General features: G+C 62.8%; 19 protein-coding genes. 14 read left to right on the top strand and 5 right to left on the bottom strand.

The window, feature by feature from the left end; genetic code table 11:
• Positions 1–406 precede the first annotated feature (406 nt).
• Complete coding sequence (tyrS, locus tag NKJ40_RS30595; RefSeq protein WP_352469225.1) at positions 407–1,660, bottom strand: tyrosine--tRNA ligase; 1,254 nt, start codon at positions 1,658–1,660, stop codon at positions 407–409.
• Between tyrS and NKJ40_RS30590 the strand changes: the two genes are divergently transcribed.
• From NKJ40_RS30590 to NKJ40_RS30580, 3 genes are all read left to right on the top strand, one after another.
• On the top strand, positions 1,647–1,832 hold the full coding sequence (locus NKJ40_RS30590) for a hypothetical protein (RefSeq protein ID WP_352469224.1): 186 nt from the start codon (positions 1,647–1,649) through the stop codon (positions 1,830–1,832). The genes tyrS and NKJ40_RS30590 overlap by 14 nt on opposite strands.
• Before the next feature lie 116 nt (positions 1,833–1,948).
• Positions 1,949–2,677, top strand: coding sequence for a glycosyltransferase family 2 protein (locus NKJ40_RS30585; RefSeq protein WP_352469223.1), 729 nt, complete (start codon positions 1,949–1,951; stop codon positions 2,675–2,677).
• Entirely contained in the window at positions 2,670–3,002 is a 333-nt protein-coding gene (locus NKJ40_RS30580; protein ID WP_023717355.1) for a lipid-A-disaccharide synthase N-terminal domain-containing protein, read from the top strand. Before NKJ40_RS30585 ends, NKJ40_RS30580 begins: the two co-directional genes overlap by 8 nt.
• A gap of 42 nt (positions 3,003–3,044) precedes the next feature.
• Here NKJ40_RS30580 and NKJ40_RS30575 read toward each other — a convergent pair whose 3' ends face one another.
• Positions 3,045–3,695 carry an FMN-binding negative transcriptional regulator gene (locus NKJ40_RS30575; protein ID WP_352469222.1) on the bottom strand — a complete coding sequence of 217 codons (651 nt, stop codon included), beginning with the start codon at positions 3,693–3,695 and terminating at the stop codon, positions 3,045–3,047.
• Positions 3,696–3,701: 6 nt separating this feature from the next.
• Positions 3,702–4,376 carry an alpha/beta hydrolase gene (locus NKJ40_RS30570; protein ID WP_023674683.1) on the bottom strand — a complete coding sequence of 225 codons (675 nt, stop codon included), beginning with the start codon at positions 4,374–4,376 and terminating at the stop codon, positions 3,702–3,704.
• Positions 4,377–4,683: 307 nt separating this feature from the next.
• Here NKJ40_RS30570 and NKJ40_RS30565 point away from each other — a divergent pair, with 307 nt between their 5' ends.
• The 7 genes from NKJ40_RS30565 to sufA all read left to right on the top strand — a co-directional run bounded on the left by NKJ40_RS30565 (position 4,684) and on the right by sufA (position 11,837).
• Positions 4,684–5,847 carry a cysteine desulfurase family protein gene (locus NKJ40_RS30565; RefSeq protein WP_352469221.1) on the top strand — a complete coding sequence of 388 codons (1,164 nt, stop codon included), beginning with the start codon at positions 4,684–4,686 and terminating at the stop codon, positions 5,845–5,847.
• 188 nt (positions 5,848–6,035) lie between these two features.
• Entirely contained in the window at positions 6,036–7,553 is a 1,518-nt protein-coding gene (sufB, locus tag NKJ40_RS30560) for a Fe-S cluster assembly protein SufB (RefSeq protein ID WP_352469220.1), read from the top strand.
• A 29-nt stretch (positions 7,554–7,582) separates the two neighbouring features.
• Positions 7,583–8,338, top strand: coding sequence for a Fe-S cluster assembly ATPase SufC (gene sufC / locus NKJ40_RS30555; RefSeq protein ID WP_352469219.1), 756 nt, complete (start codon positions 7,583–7,585; stop codon positions 8,336–8,338).
• A 43-nt stretch (positions 8,339–8,381) separates the two neighbouring features.
• Positions 8,382–9,650 (top strand): Fe-S cluster assembly protein SufD, encoded by a 1,269-nt coding sequence (gene sufD / locus NKJ40_RS30550; protein ID WP_352469218.1) that lies wholly within the window; start codon positions 8,382–8,384, stop codon positions 9,648–9,650.
• A gap of 53 nt (positions 9,651–9,703) precedes the next feature.
• Complete coding sequence (locus NKJ40_RS30545; protein WP_352469217.1) at positions 9,704–10,945, top strand: cysteine desulfurase; 1,242 nt, start codon at positions 9,704–9,706, stop codon at positions 10,943–10,945.
• Between the two features lie 5 nt (positions 10,946–10,950).
• Entirely contained in the window at positions 10,951–11,346 is a 396-nt protein-coding gene (locus NKJ40_RS30540; RefSeq protein ID WP_352469216.1) for an SUF system Fe-S cluster assembly protein, read from the top strand.
• Positions 11,347–11,456: 110 nt separating this feature from the next.
• Positions 11,457–11,837 (top strand): Fe-S cluster assembly scaffold SufA, encoded by a 381-nt coding sequence (gene sufA, locus NKJ40_RS30535; protein WP_352469215.1) that lies wholly within the window; start codon positions 11,457–11,459, stop codon positions 11,835–11,837.
• Positions 11,838–11,974: 137 nt separating this feature from the next.
• Here sufA and NKJ40_RS30530 read toward each other — a convergent pair whose 3' ends face one another.
• A complete protein-coding gene (locus NKJ40_RS30530) occupies positions 11,975–12,472 on the bottom strand; it encodes a GFA family protein (RefSeq protein ID WP_352469214.1) in 498 nt (165 codons plus the stop codon).
• Positions 12,473–12,562: 90 nt separating this feature from the next.
• Between NKJ40_RS30530 and NKJ40_RS30525 the strand changes: the two genes are divergently transcribed.
• Positions 12,563–12,886, top strand: coding sequence for a TfoX/Sxy family protein (locus NKJ40_RS30525; protein ID WP_352469213.1), 324 nt, complete (start codon positions 12,563–12,565; stop codon positions 12,884–12,886).
• Between the two features lie 34 nt (positions 12,887–12,920).
• On the opposite strand, the gene NKJ40_RS30520 is transcribed toward NKJ40_RS30525, so the two are convergent.
• Positions 12,921–13,853 (bottom strand): PfkB family carbohydrate kinase, encoded by a 933-nt coding sequence (locus NKJ40_RS30520; protein WP_352469212.1) that lies wholly within the window; start codon positions 13,851–13,853, stop codon positions 12,921–12,923.
• A gap of 277 nt (positions 13,854–14,130) precedes the next feature.
• Here NKJ40_RS30520 and recA point away from each other — a divergent pair, with 277 nt between their 5' ends.
• The 3 genes from recA to NKJ40_RS30505 all read left to right on the top strand — a co-directional run bounded on the left by recA (position 14,131) and on the right by NKJ40_RS30505 (position 19,014).
• The gene (recA, locus tag NKJ40_RS30515; RefSeq protein WP_023674696.1) at positions 14,131–15,228 is read left to right on the top strand and encodes a recombinase RecA; all 1,098 of its coding nucleotides are present in this window, start codon (positions 14,131–14,133) and stop codon (positions 15,226–15,228) included.
• 260 nt (positions 15,229–15,488) lie between these two features.
• Positions 15,489–18,155 (top strand): alanine--tRNA ligase, encoded by a 2,667-nt coding sequence (gene alaS / locus NKJ40_RS30510; protein ID WP_352469211.1) that lies wholly within the window; start codon positions 15,489–15,491, stop codon positions 18,153–18,155.
• Positions 18,156–18,219: 64 nt separating this feature from the next.
• Positions 18,220–19,014, top strand: a complete 795-nt coding sequence (locus tag NKJ40_RS30505; protein ID WP_352469210.1) for a PhzF family phenazine biosynthesis protein — start codon at positions 18,220–18,222, stop codon at positions 19,012–19,014.
• Positions 19,015–19,151: the final 137 nt, after the last annotated feature.

Here is a 19,151-nt window from a genome sequence, read left to right as displayed (position 1 = left end):
CATCGGCCACCTCGTTGCGACGATCGAACCCGGCGAATGCAAGAACTACTTCGCAAACGCCGGATACGCTTCCGTCAAAACGTGAAAGACTCTAGAGGGAACGGCATGGATCCTAGGGTCTCCGCGACGTCGCTTCGCTCCTGCTCCGCCCTAGGATGACGAAGGCATGGTGGCTCAAGGCTAGTCGCGAATGTGGGAGAGCGAGGCGGTCGCGTGGCGGCCGATGGCAAAACGCAACTTTCGAGATTGGCCGAAGTTTCCTCTCGCTTCGTCATCCTAGGGCGAAGCAGGAGCGAAGCGACGTCGCGGAGACCCTAGGATCCATGCCGTTACAGTGGCCGAGGAATGCAGCGACCCATTGCTTGTGCCCGTCCCGGCCCGGTTTCACCTGAATCTCAGCAGACGCTCAAACCGGCCGCACCAGAACGTGCTTCTTCTTGCCGAGCGACAGTTTTGCGACGTTTTCCGGGCCAAGATCCTGCAGCGTCACCATCCGGCGATCGTCGGCTACGGGCTGATCGTTGAGGCGCACGGCGCCGCCCTGGATATGCCGCCGTGCCTCGCCGTTGGACCCAGCCAGCCCGGCGGTGACGAACAGCGACAATATGCCGACGCCGGCTTCAAGATCGGCCCTGCCCACCTCGACGGTTGGCAGTGTTTCGGCGAGCGCGCCTTCTTCGAACGTCTTACGCGCCGTTTCGCTGGCCTCCTCCGCCGCCTCGCGGCCATGCAGCATGGCGGTGATCTCGGTGGCGAGGATCTTCTTGGCTTCGTTGATCTCCGAGCCGCCGAGCCGTTCGAGGCGCGCGACCTCGGCGAGCGGCAAGGTCGTGTAGAGCTTGAGGAAACGGCCGACATCGGCATCATCGGTGTTGCGCCAGTATTGCCAGAACTCGTACGGGCTCAGCATTTCCGCATCGAGCCAGACCGCGCCCGAGGCCGACTTGCCCATCTTGGCGCCGGAGGAGGTGGTGAGCAGCGGCGTCGTCAGCGCATAGAGCTGCGCGCCTTCCATGCGATGGCCGAGATCGATGCCGTTGACGATGTTGCCCCACTGGTCGGAGCCGCCCATCTGCAGCCGGCAGCCAAGGCGCTTGTAGAGCTCGACGAAGTCGTAGGCCTGCAGGATCATGTAGTTGAATTCGAGGAACGACAGCGACTGCTCGCGATCCAGCCGGAGCTTGACCGAATCGAAGGCCAGCATGCGGTTGACCGAAAAATGCCGGCCGACATCGCGCAGGAAATTGACGTAGTTGATATCCATCAGCCAGTCGGCATTGTTGATCATGACGGCGTCGTTCGGGCCGCTGCCGAATTTGAGGTAGGGCGTGAAGTTGCGGCGGATGCCGGCGAGATTGTCCTCGATGTCCTGCGGCGTCAAAAGCTTGCGCGCCTCGTCCTTGAACGACGGATCGCCGATCATCGAGGTGCCGCCGCCCATCAGCGCGATTGGCCGGTGGCCGGTCTGCTGCAGCCAGTAAAGCATCATGATCTGGATCAGCGACCCGGCATGCAGGCTTCTGGCGGTTGCGTCGAAGCCAATATAGGCGCTCACCGTTTCCGTGGCGAAAAGCTGGTCGAGGCCGGCATCGTCCGAGGTCTGGTGGATGAAACCGCGCTCGCTCATCGTGCGCAGGAAATCGGATTTGAAGGCGGACATTTTCTTTCCCGAAAAGCTTCCGGCCGAACGCGGCTCGGCTATGCATGAAGGCGGGCGTTTAGCACTCAAGCGCGATCAGCAAAAGTGGAATCCGGTTTTGCGTCCGATCGCGCTTCGGATGGCTTTGTGCGATCAGCAAAAGTGGAATCCGGTTTTGCGTCCGCGCGGATAGCGTGCGGCCTGCTTGCGTCATTGTTTCGGCTGGCGTAATGAGGCGCCGCGCCAGCGGGGCTCTTCCTCTGGACCGCGCGGCATCGATCGAATGCCATATCCTGTGACAGAGTCGAGATGCCGGAGATATCCATCGTCATTCCTTGCCGGAACGAGGCGGCGAACCTGCCGCTTCTGCTCGACGAGATCGGCATTGCCATGGCCGGGCGGGACTTCGAAGTCATTGTCGTCGACGATGGCTCGACAGACGATACGCCTTCGGTGCTTGCCGCAGAAGCAGCGCTTCGCCGGTTTCCGCTGCGCCATCTCAGGCATGAAAAATCCGCCGGACAGTCGCTTTCCGTGCGGTCGGGCGCCTGGGCGGCGCGCGGCGATATCGTCGCCACCATCGATGGCGACGGCCAGAACGATCCCGGCTATCTTCCAGTGTTGATCGACGCGCTCCGGCAGGCTGGTCCCGAAGTCGGGGCCGCGCAGGGGCAGCGTCTGAAGCGCCGAGACAGCAAGATCAAGCAGCTGGCATCGCGTTTCGCCAACGGGCTGAGAAAAGCCATCCTGCACGACGAGACGCGGGATACCGGCTGCGGCCTCAAGGCGATCCACACCGATATTTTGAGGAAATTGCCGTTCTTCGACGGCACCCACCGCTTTGTTCCAGCACTGGTCATCCAGGAGGGCTACCGCGTCGTCCATTGCGACGTCGTCGATCGCTCCCGCCGTCACGGCAAATCGAATTACGGCATCTTCGATCGCGGCCTGCAGGGCGTGCTCGATCTTGCCGGCGTCTGGTGGCTGCGCCGCAGGCGCCGCAGAATGCCCAAAGTAGAGGAAATCAGGCATGGGTAACGTGCTTCAGGAATTGGCGACCTGGCTTCACGATGTTTTCGTCAAGCAATTCGATGCCTGGGTTCTGCTCGGCTTCGTCGCCCAGTTCTTCTTCACCATGCGTTTTCTGGTGCAGTGGGTGGCGTCGGAAAAGGCCAAGCGCAGCGTCGTGCCGATCGCGTTCTGGTTCTTTTCGCTGTTCGGCGGCGGCCTGCTGCTGGTCTACGCCATCCAGCGTCAGGATCCGGTGTTCATCGCCGGTCAGGCCATGGGCCTGTTGATCTATATCCGCAATCTCTGGCTGATCGCCAACGAGCGCAAGGCGGCGATGACCAAGGTTGATTGAGCCCGCGACCGCCCTGGAACCGGTCGAGCAAGTAAATCCAGATTACTTGCCGTCCAGCCCGCCGTAGGACCTTACCAGCTGGACCATGTCGGCCGAGTTGGCAGTCTCGCTCTCGAGCCCCTCGGCGACACCGACGCGGTCGGCAGCCGGGCGGTTCTGGCTGACTTTCCATTTGCCGCTGATTTCGGTGATGGCGATCTCCAGGCCGACAATGCCCTTGATCTGCGACTGGATGAAGGGCGCCGGCGCGTCGGTTACCGCCCATGGCGCCGAGCGGTCGCCCTCCTGCGACATCGTCAGATCGGAAATCTGCTCGGCCAGCCAATCCTGGTCTTCGATCACCGTGACGATGCCGCGCACCTGGACGATGGCGTAGTTCCAGGTCGGTACCACCTTGCCGGTTTCACGCTTGGTCTCATACCACGACGGCGTCACATAGGCATCGGCGCCCTGGAAGACGACCAGCACCGGCGCCAGGGGATTGTCGGCCAAAAGCCGCCATTGCGGATTGGCCTTGGCCAAATGGGCGCGCAGCCTGCCGTTCGGTGGCACATCCGCGTCTAGCAGAAAGGGAATCGCGTTGGCGACCGGCCCCTCGGCGCCGTTCGACACCAGCAGGCCAAGCGGATGCGCCCGGATCAACCCGTGCAGGACGTCCTGCCGTGTTTCCTGGAAGTGAGGCGGTTGGTACATCGCCGACTATCTCAGCCGCTTCGGCCGTGGGTCCGACAGTTCCCCGGCCAGCCGGCGATCGAGATAGTCCGCGCATTCCTCGATCAGAAGCTCCGCATGGTTGGCAAAGAAATGGTTGGCGCCAGGCAAGGTCTTCTGGGTGATGGTAATGCCCTTTTGCGTGTGCAGCTTGTCGACCAGCCCCTGCACGTCCTTGGGCGGCGCGACCTTGTCGGCGTCGCCGTGGATGATCAGGCCGGACGACGGGCATGGCGCCAGGAACGAGAAATCATAGGTATTGGGCTGCGGCGCGACCGAGATGAAGCCCTCGATCTCGGGCCGGCGCATGAGAAGCTGCATGCCGATCCACGAGCCGAACGAATAGCCGGCAACCCAGCAACTCTTGGAATCCGGATGCAGCGACTGCACCCAGTCGAGCGCCGCGGCGGCGTCGGACAACTCGCCGGTACCGTGGTCGAACTCGCCCTGGCTGCGGCCGATGCCGCGGAAATTGAAGCGCAGCGTGGTGAAATTGCGCTTCTGGAACATGTAGAAGAGGTCGTAGACGATCTTGTTGTTCATCGTCCCGCCGAACTGGGGGTGCGGGTGCAGGACGATGGCAATTGGCGCGCTCTTTTCCTTCGAGGGCTGATAGCGACCCTCCAGACGGCCGGCCGGACCGGTGAAAATGACCTCAGGCATGAAAATACTCCACTTGGTATAAATTGCGCGGCGCCCGGAACAACTCTTCCTCTGGCCCCAGTCTTCCCTAGGCCCCAGTCTTCCCTAGGCCCCAGTCTTCCCTAGGCCCCAGTCTTCCCTAGGCCTTGACGCAGGGCGAGCGTCTTTCTAGAAGCTAGTTTAGAATTGTTCAAAACTGGGCGGCCAAAGACTGTGGCTCGGCCACCCGCGCCGCAAGCCGCGTAAATAGGACGTCTTGCCTTGCAATTTCAAGGAAATAACGCGCTATCTTCGCGGAACGGCTTTTGAAGGGACCAGTTGGACGGAAATGGCCGGAGTACGCGCCTATCTCGACTACAACGCCAGCGCGCCGCTGCTTGCCTCGGCGCGCGCGGCCGTAATCGCTGCGCTCGACGTCGTCGCCAACCCGTCCTCGGTCCATGCCGAGGGCCGCGCTGGGCGGCGGCTGATCGAGGATGCCAGGCGCGACGTGGCGCGACTGGTCAGCGCCAAAGCCGAGCATGTCGTATTCACCTCCGGCGCGACGGAAGCGGCCTCGACGCTGCTGACGCCGGACTGGCAGATGGGGCGCGGCGCCGTCCGCATGAGCCGGCTTTACGTGTCCGAGGCTGACCATCCCTGCCTGCTCAATGGCGGGCGCTTCCCCGCGGGGCAGGTAACGCGGATCGGCGTCGATGCCGACGGCATCATCAGGCTCCACACCTTGGCGTCAGCACTTGGTGCGCATGACAAGGCTGACGGTTTGCCGCTGGTGGCCATCCACGCCGCCAACAACGAGACCGGCGTGATCCAGCCGATTGGCCGCATTGCCGAAATCGTCAAGGCGGCGGGTGGCATCCTGGTTGTCGATGCGGTGCAGGCGGCCGGCCGCATTCCGCTCGATATGTCAGCGGGTTACGCAGACTATTTGATTCTCTCCTCGCACAAGATCGGCGGCCCCAAGGGCGTCGGCGCCATTGTCGCAGCGTCGGACTTGATGATGCCGAAACCGCTGGTCAGCGGCGGCGGCCAGGAGAAAGGCCATCGCGGCGGCACCGAAAACCTGGCGGCGATTGCCGGGTTTGGCGCGGCGGCGCGCGAGGCGCTTGCCGGGTTGCAAACGATCGATGCGGTGCGGCAGCGCCGCGACGAAGTCGAGGCGATCGTGAAAACGCAGGTGCCAGACGCCGAAATCTTCGGGACCGGCGCTCCGAGGCTTGCCAACACCACGTTCTTCGCTATTCCCGGCATCAAGGCCGAGACGGCGCAGATCGCTTTCGACCTAGCCGGTGTGGCGCTGTCGGCCGGATCGGCCTGTTCGTCGGGCAAAGTCGGGCCGAGTCACGTGCTGAAAGCCATGGGTTACGGTGACCGTCTTGGCGCGTTGCGCGTGTCCATCGGTCACGCGACCAGCGCTGAAGATATCGAGCTGTTTCGTTCGGCGCTGGCGACGATCGCCGCGCGGCGGGCAAACAGGGAAAAGGCCGCCTGAGCGCGGCAACGGAAAATTTGGGCCTTGCGGCCTGGTAGAGCCGTGCGTTCGAATTTGGCCGGGTGAATTTCCGGCATGAACGCACTATATGAAACTTACGCCGCCTCGGGTGCCTGACGGGCTCTCATTCGCGGTGCCATAGTTTGAAAACTGCCGGGCCTTGACCCCGGCGTGGATGGAGAACGCTGATGCCTGCTGTGCAGGAGACGATCGATCGGGTCCGAAAGATCGACGTCGACCAGTATAAATACGGATTCCAGACCGAAATCGCGATGGACAAGGCCCCAAAGGGCCTGAGCGAAGACATTATCCGCTTCATTTCGGCGAAGAAGGACGAGCCGTCCTGGATGCTGGAATGGCGTCTGGAAGCCTATCGGCGCTGGGTGACGCTGGACGAGCCGAAGTGGGCACGCGTCCATTATCCGAAGATCGATTTCCAGGACCTCTACTACTACGCGGCGCCCAAGAGCACGCCGGGACCGACCTCGCTGAGCGACGTCGATCCCGAACTGCTGAAGGTCTACGAGAAGCTCGGCATTCCGCTCAGGGAACAGGAAATCCTCGCCGGCGTGCAGAAGACCGATGCCTCGGAGCTCGAGGAAGCCAGCGACAATGTCTATAAATCCGGCCGCGTTGCGGTCGATGCCGTGTTCGATTCGGTGTCCGTCGTCACCACCTTCAAGAAGGAGCTGGCGCAGGCCGGCGTCATCTTCTGCTCGATCTCGGAAGCTATCCGCGAGCATCCGGAGCTGGTGAAGAAATATCTCGGCTCGGTCGTGCCGATCTCCGACAATTTCTACGCGACGCTGAATTCGGCCGTCTTCACCGACGGTTCCTTCGTCTTCGTGCCCAAGGGCGTGCGCTGCCCGATGGAATTGTCGACCTATTTCCGCATGAACGAGAAGAACACCGGCCAGTTCGAGCGCACGCTGATCATCGCCGAGGAGGGGGCTTACGTCTCCTATCTCGAAGGCTGCACAGCGCCGCAGCGCGACGAGAACCAGCTTCATGCCGCGGTGGTCGAACTGGTCGCGCTCGACGATGCCGAGATCAAATATTCGACGGTGCAGAACTGGTATCCCGGCGACGCCGAAGGCAAGGGCGGCATCTATAATTTCGTCACCAAGCGCGGCGACTGCCGCGGCCATCGTTCGAAGATTTCGTGGACGCAGGTCGAGACCGGCTCGGCTATCACCTGGAAATATCCGAGCTGCATCCTGCGCGGCGACGATTCCAGCGGCGAGTTCTATTCGATCGCCGTCTCGAACGGCTATCAGCAGGTCGATAGCGGCACCAAGATGATCCATCTCGGCAAGAACACGTCGAGCCGCATCATCTCCAAGGGCATCGCCGCCGGCTTCTCGCAGAACACCTATCGCGGCCAGGTGTCGGCGCACCGCAAGGCAACCAACGCCCGCAACTTCACCAACTGCGACTCGCTGCTGATCGGCGACCAGTGCGGCGCACACACCGTGCCCTACATGGAAGCCAAGAATTCGACGGCGCAGTTCGAGCATGAAGCGACCACCTCGAAGATTTCCGAGGACCAGAAGTTCTACGTCATGCAGCGCGGTATTCCGGAAGAAGAGGCGATCGCGCTGATCGTCAACGGCTTCGTCAAGGACGTCATCCAGCAACTGCCGATGGAGTTCGCGGTCGAGGCGCAGAAGCTGATCGGGATTAGCCTTGAGGGCTCGGTCGGCTGACCGGATAAGAATTTTCAGGAAAGAAAAGAATGCTTGAAATCAGAAACCTCCATGCCCGTATCGTCGATGACGGCACCGAGATCATTCGCGGCCTGAACCTGACGGTCAGGGCCGGCGAGGTTGCCGCCATCATGGGTCCGAACGGCTCGGGGAAATCGACGCTGTCCTACATCCTCGCCGGCCGCGAGGACTATGAGGTCACCGAAGGCGACATCCTCTACAACGGCCAGTCGATCCTCGAAATGGATCCGGCCGAGCGCGCTACCGCGGGCATCTTCCTCGCCTTCCAGTATCCGATGGAGATACCGGGGGTCGCGACCATGGAATTCCTGAAAGTGGCGATGAACGAGCAGCGCAAGGCGCGCGGCCAGGAACCGCTAAAAATCCCGGAATTCCTGAAGCGCGTGAAGGAAGCGGCGGCCTCGCTCAACATGGACATGACGATGCTGAAACGGCCGCTCAATGTCGGCTTTTCCGGCGGCGAGAAGAAGCGCGCCGAGATCCTGCAGATGAAGCTGCTCGAGCCGAAACTGTGCGTGCTCGACGAGACCGATTCCGGCCTCGACATCGACGCGCTGAAGATCGTCGCGGACGGCGTCAACAAGCTGCGCTCGCCGGACCGGGCCATCGTCGTCATCACCCACTACCAGCGCCTGCTCCAATACATTGTGCCTGATACGGTGCACGTGCTCTACAGGGGTCAGGTGATCAAGTCGGGCGACAAGTCGCTGGCGCTCGACCTCGAAGCCAATGGCTATGCCGGCGTGATCGGGCAAGCCGCGTGAGATGCCAGCAGGCCCGGAAGGCAAGCCAAGCAAGGCGATACTGATGAATATGCACACGACACCCCAGCGAACATTGGCCGAAACGGCGCTGATCGACGCCTTCGGCGAGCGGCTGTCGCTGCTGCCCGGCGACGGCGCGGTGATGCTGAAGCGCGACGACGCCATCGAGGCGATCAAGAGCGGCCTGCCGACGCGGCGCATCGAATCCTGGCATTATACGGACCTGCGCCGGCTGCTGACCTCGGTGCCGGACTTCGATCCGGCAGCGATCGCGAAAGCCATTGCGCCGATCGTCGAAGGCTCCAGTGTTTTGCCGGTGCTGAACGGCGTTTCGAGTACGAAACTGCCCGATATCGAAGGCGTTGCCGTACAGCGCCTATCGGAGAAGCTGACCGACGGCAGCATCGCTCCGGGGTTGGATTCCTATGGCGCCGACGATGCCATCGGCGCGCTCAACACCGCCTTTGTCGCCGACGGCTATTTCGTCGATATCGCCGACGGTGCCCAACTGGACAAGCCGGTCGAAATGCAGAATTTGCAGGCCGGTGGACAGACGCATGTACGCCTGGCCGTCCGCGTCGGTGCCGGCGCCAACGCTGTCATCGTCGAACGCCAGGCAGGCGAGGGGGCGGCGCTGGTCAGCTCGGTCAGCCAGCTTGTGCTTGGCGAAGGCGCCGAAGTGACATGGCTGGTCGTGCAGGAGCAGCCGGATACGGCAACGCACCTTGCCCAGTTCAAGGCGCATCTCGGCAAGAATTCGAAACTGACGCTGTTCGTCATGAATGCCGGCGGCAAGCTGGTGCGCCAGGAGGTCGTTGTGAAGACGACCGGCGAGGGCGCCGACTTCACGCTGCGCGGCATCAATCTGCTCGCCGGCGACACCCATACCGACGTCACCATGGTGCTCGACCACGCCGTGCCGCATACCGCCTCGACCGAAGTCATCCGCAACGTGGTGACCGGCAGAGCGCGCGGCGTCTTCCAGGGCCGCATCAACGTCCACCAATATGCGCAGAAGACCAACGCCAAGATGGCCTGCAACACGCTGCTTCTGTCGGATGACGGCGAGTTCTCGACCAAGCCGGAGCTTGAAATCTTCGCCGACGACGTCGTCTGCGGCCATGGCGCGACCGTCACCGAGATCGACCACAGCCATCTGTTCTACCTGATGGCGCGCGGCATCGACGAGAAGACCGCGCGCGGCTTGCTGGTCAAGGCCTTCGTCGCCGAAGTGATCGAGGAACTGGACGACGAGGCCATCGTCGAGGCGCTGGAGGCGAGGCTCGACAGCTGGTTTGTGACGCACGGGTAGAGGTGGCTGAGGGGTGCTGGACGGAATGAGGCGGTGCCTCGAGAGAGCTTGTGATGGACCAGAAAGTCGAAAACATCCCCTATGACGTCGAGGCGATCCGCCGCGACTTCCCGATCCTGTCGCGGCAAGTCTACGGCAAACCGCTGGTCTATCTCGACAATGGCGCCTCGGCGCAGAAGCCGAAGGCCGTGCTCGACGCTATCCAGCACGCCTATTCCCAGGAATATGCCAACGTCCATCGCGGCCTGCATTTCCTGTCGAATGCCGCGACCGACGCTTATGAGAAGGCTCGCGAGACGGTGCGCCGTTTCCTCAACGCGCCAAGCACCGACAACATCGTCTTCACCTCGAACACCACGGCGGCGATCAACACGGTCGCCTACGGCTTCGGCATGCCCAATATCGGCGAAGGCGACGAGATCGTGCTCTCGATCATGGAGCATCATTCCAACATCGTGCCGTGGCATTTCATCCGCGAGCGGCAGGGCGCCAAGCTGGTCTGGGTGCCGGTCGACGATCTCGGCGTCTTCCATATCGAGGAATTCGAGAAGCGGCTGACCGACCGGACAAAGCTGGTCGCCATCACCCATATGTCGAATGCGCTGGGCACGGTGACGCCGATCAAGGAGATCGTGCGCATCGCGCACGCCCGCGGCATTCCGGTGCTGGTCGACGGCAGCCAGAGCGCCGTGCATATGCCGATCGACGTGCAGGACCTCGACTGCGATTTCTTCGTCTTCACCGGCCATAAGGTTTATGGCCCGTCGGGCATCGGTGTGCTCTACGGCAAGAAGGATATTCTGGAGCGCATGCGCCCGTTCATGGGCGGCGGCGAGATGATCGAGGAGGTGACGCAAGACATCGTCACCTACAACGATCCGCCGCACCGTTTCGAGGCCGGCACGCCGCCGATCGTCCAGGCGATCGGGCTTGGTGCTGCGCTGGAATACATGGAAAAGATCGGCCGCGAGCGCATCGCCGCGCATGAGGCCGATCTGAAGGATTACGCGCATCAAAAACTGCGCGCCATCAACTCGCTGCGCATCTTCGGCGATGCGCCCGGCAAGGGCGCGATCATCTCGTTCGAGCTGCAGGGCATCCACGCCCATGACGTGTCGATGGTGATCGACAGGCAGGGCGTGGCCGTCCGCGCCGGCACGCATTGCGCCCAGCCGCTGTTGAAACGCTTCGGCGTAACATCCACATGCAGGGCGTCGTTCGGCATGTATAATACCAGGGCCGAAGTCGATGCTTTGGCCGATGCGCTGGAAAAGGCGCGAAAGTTCTTCGGGTGACGATCATGGACGATGCCAGCCACACCGCCGAAAGCACGGTTCCGGATTCCACCACCAATGCGGTGGTTTCCGGATCGGCCATTCCCGCCGATGAACTGGCGCGGCTGACCGACGACATCGTCTCGGCGCTGAAGACAGTCTATGACCCGGAAATCCCGGCCGACATCTATGAGCTCGGCCTCGTGTACAAGATCGACATCGAGGACGACCGCTCGGTCAAGATCGACATGACGCTGACCGCGCCGGGCTGCCCGGTGGCCGGCGAAATGCCCGGCTGGGTCGAAAACGCTGTCGGCGCCGTCGAAGGCGTCTCCGGCGTCGAGGTCAATATGACCTTCGATCCCCCCTGGTCACCCGACCGCATGTCGGAAGAGGCGCAGGTGGCGGTTGGGTGGTACTAGCATCCGACCAGCCAGAGGCTGGCGCACTTGCGCCGGGTACAAAACTTCACCATTTTAGGTGAGGAATCATTGGGCAGGCCTTGAACCTGCGCGCAATGGAGAAGGAAAACATGGGACGCTTCGCCGTCATCACGATGACCGAAAAGGCCGCCGACCGGGTGCGCGAGATCGTTGCGACCCGTGAGAATGCGCATGGCATTCGCCTTGGCATCAAGAAGGGCGGCTGCGCCGGCATGGAATATACGGTCGACCTGGTGACCGAACCCAATACCAAGGACGATCATATCGAGCGCGACGGCGCCCACGTCTATGTCGCGCCGGAGGCAGCCCTTTTCCTGTTCGGCACCGAGATGGACTTCGAGCAGACGACGCTGCGCACCGGCTTCACCTTCCGCAACCCGAACCAGAGCTCGGCCTGCGGCTGCGGCGAATCGGTCGAGTTGAAGCCGGCCGATTTGAAGTCACTGGCCGAAGCACGCGCTTCGGCCTGAGGCTTTTCCTTCTCCCCCGTTCACGGGGAGAAGGTGGCCCGAAGGGCCGGATGAGGGGCAGAACCAGCCTCCGCGATGTTTGCGCCGCCCCCCATCTGCCTGCCGGCATCTTCTCCCCGTAAACGGGGAGAAGAACGCTAATCCACCCACATCCCCGTTCGCTTGTGCCAGTCTGCGATCGACTCCTCCGGGTAGACGTCGAAGACCTTGTCGCGCTTGCCGATGTCGGGCTCGACCCAGTTTGCCTTGTATTTCAGCATCAGATGCACCTTCTCCGGCGGCTTCGGCAGGTCGGTGTCGATCGCCGAGGCAAACGGATGCACCAGCTCCGGCCAGGTCGGGTCGTAGAGCCAGAGTGCCGTCCCGCATTTCGTGCAGAAGTTCCGCTCACCCGTCGAGGTTTCGCGTTGCGGGTGCTCGTCGTCCTCGATCTCGGCGCGGTAGACACCGAGATGGCGCTTGCCCTCGATTTTCAGCGTCTCGTAGTCAGCGCCGAGATTGATGGCAAAACCGCCGCCGCCCTGCTGCTTGCGGCAGATCGAGCAGTAGCACAGCATGAACGGCACCGGCGTGTGGCTTTCCACCTCGAAACGCACGGCATTACACCGGCAGGACCCCTTGAGCAGAAGCGGCATGAAAAACTCCGACGAAATTGATTCTGAACTTGTCAGGATGGTGCCGGTTGCGTCGATGACAAGGGGAAATCCGGGTGACATGATCGCCGCATGGACAACGAGCGCATAGAAGAGCTTTTCGAAGGCCTCGGCCCGGTCAGCATCCGCAAGATGTTCGGCGGCAAGGGCATCTATTTCGACGGCGTCATCGTCGCCATCGTCATCCGCGGCGAATTGATGCTGAAGGCCGACGCGGAAAGCGCCCCGGATTTCGAAGCGGCCGGCTGCCGGCAATGGACCTATACCGGCTCGCGCCACGGCAAGCTCGTGTCGATGCCCTATTGGAGCGTTCCCGACAGCGCGTTCGACGATCCCGACGAGATGGCGATCTGGGCGCGGCGTGCCTACGAGGCAGGACGGCGCGCCGGCAAATAGGCTGCGCTATGCTTCGGCAATTCCGGGCCGCATTTCACGCCAGGTCCCGCGCCTCGGGCACGAGCGCCAGCGCCTCGGCAAAGCTGGCGCTGGTGAAGGCGGCGCGCTCGACGACGAGCATCGCGGCGGCAACGCCTTCACGCAACGCTTCGCGCAGCGTCAGGCCGCGCCGCAGCGCGGCGATCGTCGCGCCGGCCAATGCGTCGCCGGCGCCGGCAGCATCGGTCCGCTTTTGTAGCGGCGGTGGCGAGATCGAGAACGCGCTCAATTCGTCGAAACCGAGCACTGGTTCGTCGCCGGCAGTGATCACGCCGCTTTTCAGGCCGGCGCGTCTCAGGCCGTCGACGATGCCTTGATCGCCAGCATCGATATCGGCGCCGGCAAGCACGCCGGCCTCGTGCCGGTTCATGAACGCCATCGCCAGAAGATCAAGCACCGGCGTCAGCCGCGCCGCTTTGCTGGGCGAGACGGCAAGCGCAAACACCGGCTTGCCGGCGGCGAGTGCCGCCAGCCGCTCCAGCGCAGTCGACGGCAGGTTGGCATCGCACAGCACCGCGTCGGCCGAACCGATCGCTTCCCGCACCTTGGCGCGGCGGATCTGCTTGGGAAGCGCCAATTCGTAGAGCACCATGTCGGCAAGGCCGGCGATCAGCCCGCCGTCGCTATCGATCAGCATCGTATGGCTTGGCGTCGCGCGGTCGAGGAACACCACCGACAAATCGGCAATACCGGCCTCGGCGACGGCGCGTAAAACCGTGTCGCCAAGGGCATCGCCGCCGCGCACCGAAAGCAGCGAGGCCGAGACGCCGCGCCGCACCGCATAGCGCAAGGCGTTGAAGACGGCGCCACCGACATGCTCGCGCATCGTGCCCGGGTTCAAGGCGGCCGGCACGAAGGCGCCGGCAACCCGGCCGCGCCGCTCGATATAGGCGCCGCCCACGGCCAGGATCGTCGGGGATTTCATCATGCCGGCAAAATGCCCTTTGCTGTTGCCCGGGAGGAGACTAGGTCGCCGGGCGGAACCCTGCAATCGCGGGTGCGATTCGGTTGGTGACGGCAACGGCGCCGCATGCCAGGCGAGACACATCCGGAAGCAAAATTGCGAAACAAAAATAGAACAAATAAGGATATCCGTTATTTTTCAGACCTTTGGCGCTCATTGACAAATGAGAACAAATGAGGTACATTCTTTTAAGGATCGCGGGATTGTCCGGCCTCCATTGACGACCACGGGGTGATGTATCATGGCTCAGAATTCTTTGCGGCTTGTAGAGGACAAAGCGGTGGACAAATCAAAGGCTCTGGATGCGGCGCTGTCGCAAATCGAGCGTGCCTTCGGCAAGGGCTCGATCATGCGGCTCGGCGCGAACGAGCAGGTCGTCGAGATCGAAACGGTGCCGACCGGCTCGCTTGGGCTGGACATCGCGCTTGGCGTCGGCGGCCTGCCGCGCGGCCGCATCGTCGAGATCTACGGGCCGGAAAGCTCGGGCAAGACGACGCTGGCGCTGCACACGGTGGCCGAAGCCCAGAAGAAGGGCGGCATCTGCGCCTTCGTCGATGCCGAGCACGCGCTCGACCCGGTCTATGCCCGCAAGCTCGGCGTCGATCTCGAAAACCTGCTGATCTCGCAGCCCGATACCGGCGAACAGGCGCTGGAGATCTGCGACACGCTGGTGCGCTCCGGCGCCATCGACGTGCTGGTGGTCGATTCGGTGGCGGCCTTGACGCCGCGCGCCGAAATCGAAGGCGAGATGGGAGATTCGCTGCCCGGCCTGCAGGCCCGCCTGATGAGCCAGGCGCTGCGCAAGCTCACCGCCTCGATCTCGCGCTCCAACACCATGGTCATCTTCATCAACCAGATCCGCATGAAGATCGGCGTCATGTTCGGTTCGCCCGAGACGACGACCGGCGGCAATGCGTTGAAATTCTATGCCTCGGTCCGCCTCGACATCCGCCGCATCGGCTCGGTCAAGGATCGCGACGAGGTCGTCGGCAACCAGACCCGCGTCAAGGTCGTCAAGAACAAGCTGGCGCCGCCCTTCAAGGTGGTCGAGTTCGACATCATGTATGGCGAGGGCGTCTCCAAGACCGGCGAGCTGGTCGATCTCGGCGTCAAGGCGGGCGTGGTCGAAAAGTCGGGCGCCTGGTTCTCCTACAATTCGCAGCGTCTTGGCCAGGGCCGCGAAAACGCAAAACTGTTCCTGCGCGACAATCCCGACACGGCGCGCGAGATCGAGCTGGCGCTGCGGCAGAATGCCGGGCTGATCGCTGAGAAATTCCTTGAGAACGGCGGCTCCGAAAGCAGCGACGACGGCTTCGAGGACGACGCTGGGGTGATGTAGGGCAAGCGACGCCTCGCGGAGCCTCAGCCAGGTTTCGATTTGATGTTTTGATTTTGAGTTTGCGTAATCGATGCGTTTCGAACCGCCGGCCCCGTGCCGGCGGTTCGCGTTTGACGGCGGGGCAAACGCATTTCAAAGCGCTGGTGAAAGCCGGGATTTGAGCCCATTTGGTGTTTCTGGACAGGCTGCGGTGCGACCGCTAAAAGGCCATGTCTATTTTCCGCCGGCAGCCGGCGGTTCTCTCGAAAAGGCAGTATTTCATGAGTGGCGTCAACGAGATCCGGTCGGCATTTCTCGACTATTTTCGCAAGGAAGGTCACGAGGTCGTCGCGTCGAGCCCGCTGGTGCCGCGCAATGACCCGACGCTGATGTTCACCAATGCCGGCATGGTGCAGTTCAAGAACGTTTTCACCGGTCTGGAGAAGCGGCCTTATTCGCGCGCCACGACTGCCCAGAAGAGTGTTCGCGCCGGCGGCAAGCACAACGACCTCGACAATGTCGGCTACACTGCGCGCCACCTGACCTTCTTCGAGATGCTCGGCAATTTCTCCTTCGGCGACTATTTCAAGGAGCGGGCCATAGAGCTTGCCTGGAACCTGATCACCAGGGAGTTCGGCCTGAAGAAGGACAAGCTGCTGGTCACCGTCTACCACACCGACGACGAGGCGGCCTCGTACTGGAAGAAGATCGCCGGCCTTTCGGACGATCGCATCATCCGCATCGCGACCTCGGACAATTTCTGGGCAATGGGCGACACCGGACCTTGCGGGCCGTGTTCGGAGATATTCATCGACCGTGGCGAGCATATCTGGGGCGGCCCTCCCGGCAGCCCCGAGGAGGATGGCGACCGTTTCCTCGAATTCTGGAACCTGGTGTTCATGCAGTATGAACAGGTGACGAAGGACGAGCGCGTCGACCTGCCGCGTCCGTCGATCGACACAGGCATGGGCCTCGAGCGCATGGCCTCCATCCTGCAAGGGGTTGAAAGCGTCTTCGAAACCGACCTGTTCCGCCACCTGATCGACGCTGCATCGTCTGCGCTTGGCAAAGGTCCGGATGCGGGCACCGTCGCATCGTTCCGCGTCATCGCCGACCATTTGCGCTCGTCCTGCTTCCTGGTCGCCGACGGCGTGCTGCCGTCCAACGAAGGGCGCGGCTACGTGCTTCGTCGCATCATGCGCCGTGCGATGCGCCACGCGCAGTTGCTCGGCGCCCGCGATCCGCTGATGTGGCGCCTGGTGCCGGCGCTGGTCCGCGAGATGGGCCAAGCCTACCCGGAACTGGTGCGCGGCGAACAGATGATCACCGAGACGCTGAAGCTTGAGGAAACTCGTTTCCGCAAGACGCTGGTGCGCGGCTTGGGCTTGCTTTCGGAGGCGACGGAAAAGCTGGCCTCCGGCGACATGCTGGATGGCGAGACAGCGTTCAAGCTCTATGACACCTATGGCTTTCCGCTCGATCTGACGCAGGACGCGCTGCGCCAGCGCAACATCTCGGTCAACCTTGCCGGCTTCACCGAGGCGATGGAGCGGCAGAAGGCGGAGGCGCGCAAAAGCTGGGCTGGTTCCGGTGAGGCCGCAACCGAGACGGTGTGGTTCGCGGTGCGCGACAAGACCGGCGCCACCGAATTCCTGGGCTATGAGACCGAGCAGGCGGAAGGCCTCATCCAGGCGCTGGTCAGGGACGGCAAGACCGTCGACAGCGCCGGCGAAGGCGACGCCGTTGCCGTGGTTGTCAACCAGACGCCGTTCTATGGCGAGTCCGGTGGCCAGATGGGCGATACCGGCGTCATTTCAGGCGACGGGTTTTCGATCGAGATATCCGATACCCAGAAGAAGGCCGATGGGCTTTTCGTCCATGTCGGCAAGGTGGCCAACGGCACGGTCAAGACGGGCGCGACCGTCGAGCTGAAGGTGGATCACGCGCGCCGCTCCAGGCTGCGCGCGAACCATTCCGCCACGCATCTGATCCATGAGGCACTGCGCGAGGTGCTGGGTACCCATGTGGCGCAGAAGGGCTCACTGGTCGCGCCCGAGCGTCTCCGCTTCGACATTTCGCACAACAAGCCGATCTCGGCTAACGAGCTCGAAGAGGTCGAGCGCATGGCAAACGAAATCGTCGTTCAGAACGGCCCGGTAACCACGCGCCTGATGTCCGTCGACGACGCCATCGCCGAAGGCGCCATGGCGCTGTTCGGCGAGAAATATGGCGACGAGGTGCGGGTCGTTTCGATGGGCACGGGCTTGCATGGCGCCAAGGCCAACCGGCCCTATTCGGTCGAGCTATGCGGCGGTACCCATGTCAGGGCGACCGGCGATATCGGTCTGGTGCGCGTCGTGTCCGACAGTGCGGTCGCTGCCGGCGTGCGCCGCATCGAGGCGTTGACCGGCGAGGCCGCCAGAAAGCATCTCGACGAACAGGACAAGCGGCTGAAGGCCGCCGCCGCCGCGCTGAAGATTTCGCCGGCCGATGTACCGGCCCGCGTCGAGGCGCTGCTCGACGAGCGCAAGAAGCTCGAAAAGGAGCTGACCGAGGCGCGCAAGAAGCTGGCACTGGGCGATCGCTCGCCAGCCGGTGTGCCTGCGGAAAACGAAACCATTGCCGGTGTCGGTTTTCTAGGCAAGGCGGTATCGGGCGTCTCGCCAAAGGATCTTAAGCCGTTGGCCGATGCCGGCAAGAAGTCGCTCGGCTCCGGCATCGTCGTCTTTGTCGGCGCTGGCGAGGACAACAAGGCGAGCGTCGTCGTCGCCGTCACCGATGATCTGACCGGCCGCTTCAGCGCCATCGATCTGGTGCGCGTCGCGTCGGCGGCGTTGGGCGGGCAGGGCGGCGGCGGGCGACCCGATATGGCTCAGGCCGGCGGCCCGGACGCCTCGAGGGCCGAAGACGCGATCGCTGCGGTGAAAGCGGCTCTCGAAGCGGCGTGAACCTGCACCGGGGGCGGCACGGCCTAAATGGCGCGCCGCCCAGCGGATATCTTTGAGGGCCGATATGCCGACGCTGACGATGTATCAGGTCGATGCCTTTGCCGAACGGGCCTTCCAGGGCAACCCTGCCGCCGTTCTCCTTTTGGGGGAGTGGCTGTCGGAGCAGGTAATGCAGGCCATTGCCAACGAAAACAATCTTGCTGAAACGGCGTTTGTGCGGCCGAATGGCAAAGGTTGGGATTTGCGCTGGTTCACGCCGGTCCATGAAGTCGACTTTTGCGGCCATGCCACTCTTGCAGCCGCCCATGTGCTGACTACGGAATACAATGGTCAGGGCGAAATGGCCTTCGCCACCCGGGTGGGCGAACTGCGGGTTTCCCGGCGGGAAGAGACCTATCAGCTCGATCTGCCGTGTTTTCCGCCGCAGCCCATCGAGGAAGAACTGAACTCGGCGCTGCAAGCGATATTGCCTCAGCGGCCGGTTGCGAGCTTCCGCAATTTCGAGAACCTGTTTGTCGAGCTTGCCGACGAGACAACCGTGCGATCTTTCGTTCCCGATCTGCTCAGGATCGGAGCCTTTCATCCTCTCGGCCTGGTCATAACCGCGCCTGGGCGAGCCCACGATTTCGTCTCGCGTTATTTCGTGCCCGGGGCGGGCATTCCCGAGGATCCGGTAACCGGCTCCATTCATGCGACATTGATGCCTTATTGGTCTGAAAAACTCGCCAAGACGCGTCTGTCGGCATTCCAATGCTCGCAGCGCGGCGGGCATTTGCAATGCGAACTGGCCGGAGATCGCGTGCTGATCACAGGCCGTGCGAAGACCTTCATGAAGGCAGAGATCTACCTTCCCGATTGAGCGGCTTGGCTCCGGTTCCTCGCCCCCACGAAGTGGGGGAGAGGTGGGCGCGCACCCGCCGGGGCGGGGGGCGGCGCCATGAACCGAAAACGGACCCGGTGTCGGGCCAAAGCAACCCGTTGGAGGGGGGGGGCCGC

This window comes from Mesorhizobium sp. M0119 (assembly GCF_040322615.1).
GTDB lineage: Bacteria > Pseudomonadota > Alphaproteobacteria > Rhizobiales > Rhizobiaceae > Mesorhizobium.
The sequence above is the reverse complement of the archived record's forward strand: the minus strand, read 5'-3'. Positions and strand labels throughout refer to the sequence as shown.

Coding starts and splice junctions, on each gene's coding strand:
- NKJ40_RS30585 (WP_352469223.1), top strand. CDS start 1,949: ATGCCGGAGATATCCATCGTCATTCCTTGCCGGAACGAGGCGGCGAAC.
- NKJ40_RS30505 (WP_352469210.1), top strand. CDS start 18,220: ATGCCGACGCTGACGATGTATCAGGTCGATGCCTTTGCCGAACGGGCC.
- sufA (WP_352469215.1), top strand. CDS start 11,457: ATGGGACGCTTCGCCGTCATCACGATGACCGAAAAGGCCGCCGACCGG.
- NKJ40_RS30530 (WP_352469214.1), bottom strand. CDS start 12,472: ATGCCGCTTCTGCTCAAGGGGTCCTGCCGGTGTAATGCCGTGCGTTTC.
- NKJ40_RS30565 (WP_352469221.1), top strand. CDS start 4,684: ATGGCCGGAGTACGCGCCTATCTCGACTACAACGCCAGCGCGCCGCTG.
- alaS (WP_352469211.1), top strand. CDS start 15,489: ATGAGTGGCGTCAACGAGATCCGGTCGGCATTTCTCGACTATTTTCGC.
- NKJ40_RS30540 (WP_352469216.1), top strand. CDS start 10,951: ATGGACGATGCCAGCCACACCGCCGAAAGCACGGTTCCGGATTCCACC.
- NKJ40_RS30545 (WP_352469217.1), top strand. CDS start 9,704: ATGGACCAGAAAGTCGAAAACATCCCCTATGACGTCGAGGCGATCCGC.
- NKJ40_RS30525 (WP_352469213.1), top strand. CDS start 12,563: ATGGACAACGAGCGCATAGAAGAGCTTTTCGAAGGCCTCGGCCCGGTC.
- sufB (WP_352469220.1), top strand. CDS start 6,036: ATGCCTGCTGTGCAGGAGACGATCGATCGGGTCCGAAAGATCGACGTC.
- NKJ40_RS30575 (WP_352469222.1), bottom strand. CDS start 3,695: ATGTACCAACCGCCTCACTTCCAGGAAACACGGCAGGACGTCCTGCAC.
- NKJ40_RS30520 (WP_352469212.1), bottom strand. CDS start 13,853: ATGATGAAATCCCCGACGATCCTGGCCGTGGGCGGCGCCTATATCGAG.
- NKJ40_RS30580 (WP_023717355.1), top strand. CDS start 2,670: ATGGGTAACGTGCTTCAGGAATTGGCGACCTGGCTTCACGATGTTTTC.
- sufC (WP_352469219.1), top strand. CDS start 7,583: ATGCTTGAAATCAGAAACCTCCATGCCCGTATCGTCGATGACGGCACC.
- sufD (WP_352469218.1), top strand. CDS start 8,382: ATGAATATGCACACGACACCCCAGCGAACATTGGCCGAAACGGCGCTG.
- tyrS (WP_352469225.1), bottom strand. CDS start 1,660: ATGTCCGCCTTCAAATCCGATTTCCTGCGCACGATGAGCGAGCGCGGT.
- NKJ40_RS30570 (WP_023674683.1), bottom strand. CDS start 4,376: ATGCCTGAGGTCATTTTCACCGGTCCGGCCGGCCGTCTGGAGGGTCGC.
- recA (WP_023674696.1), top strand. CDS start 14,131: ATGGCTCAGAATTCTTTGCGGCTTGTAGAGGACAAAGCGGTGGACAAA.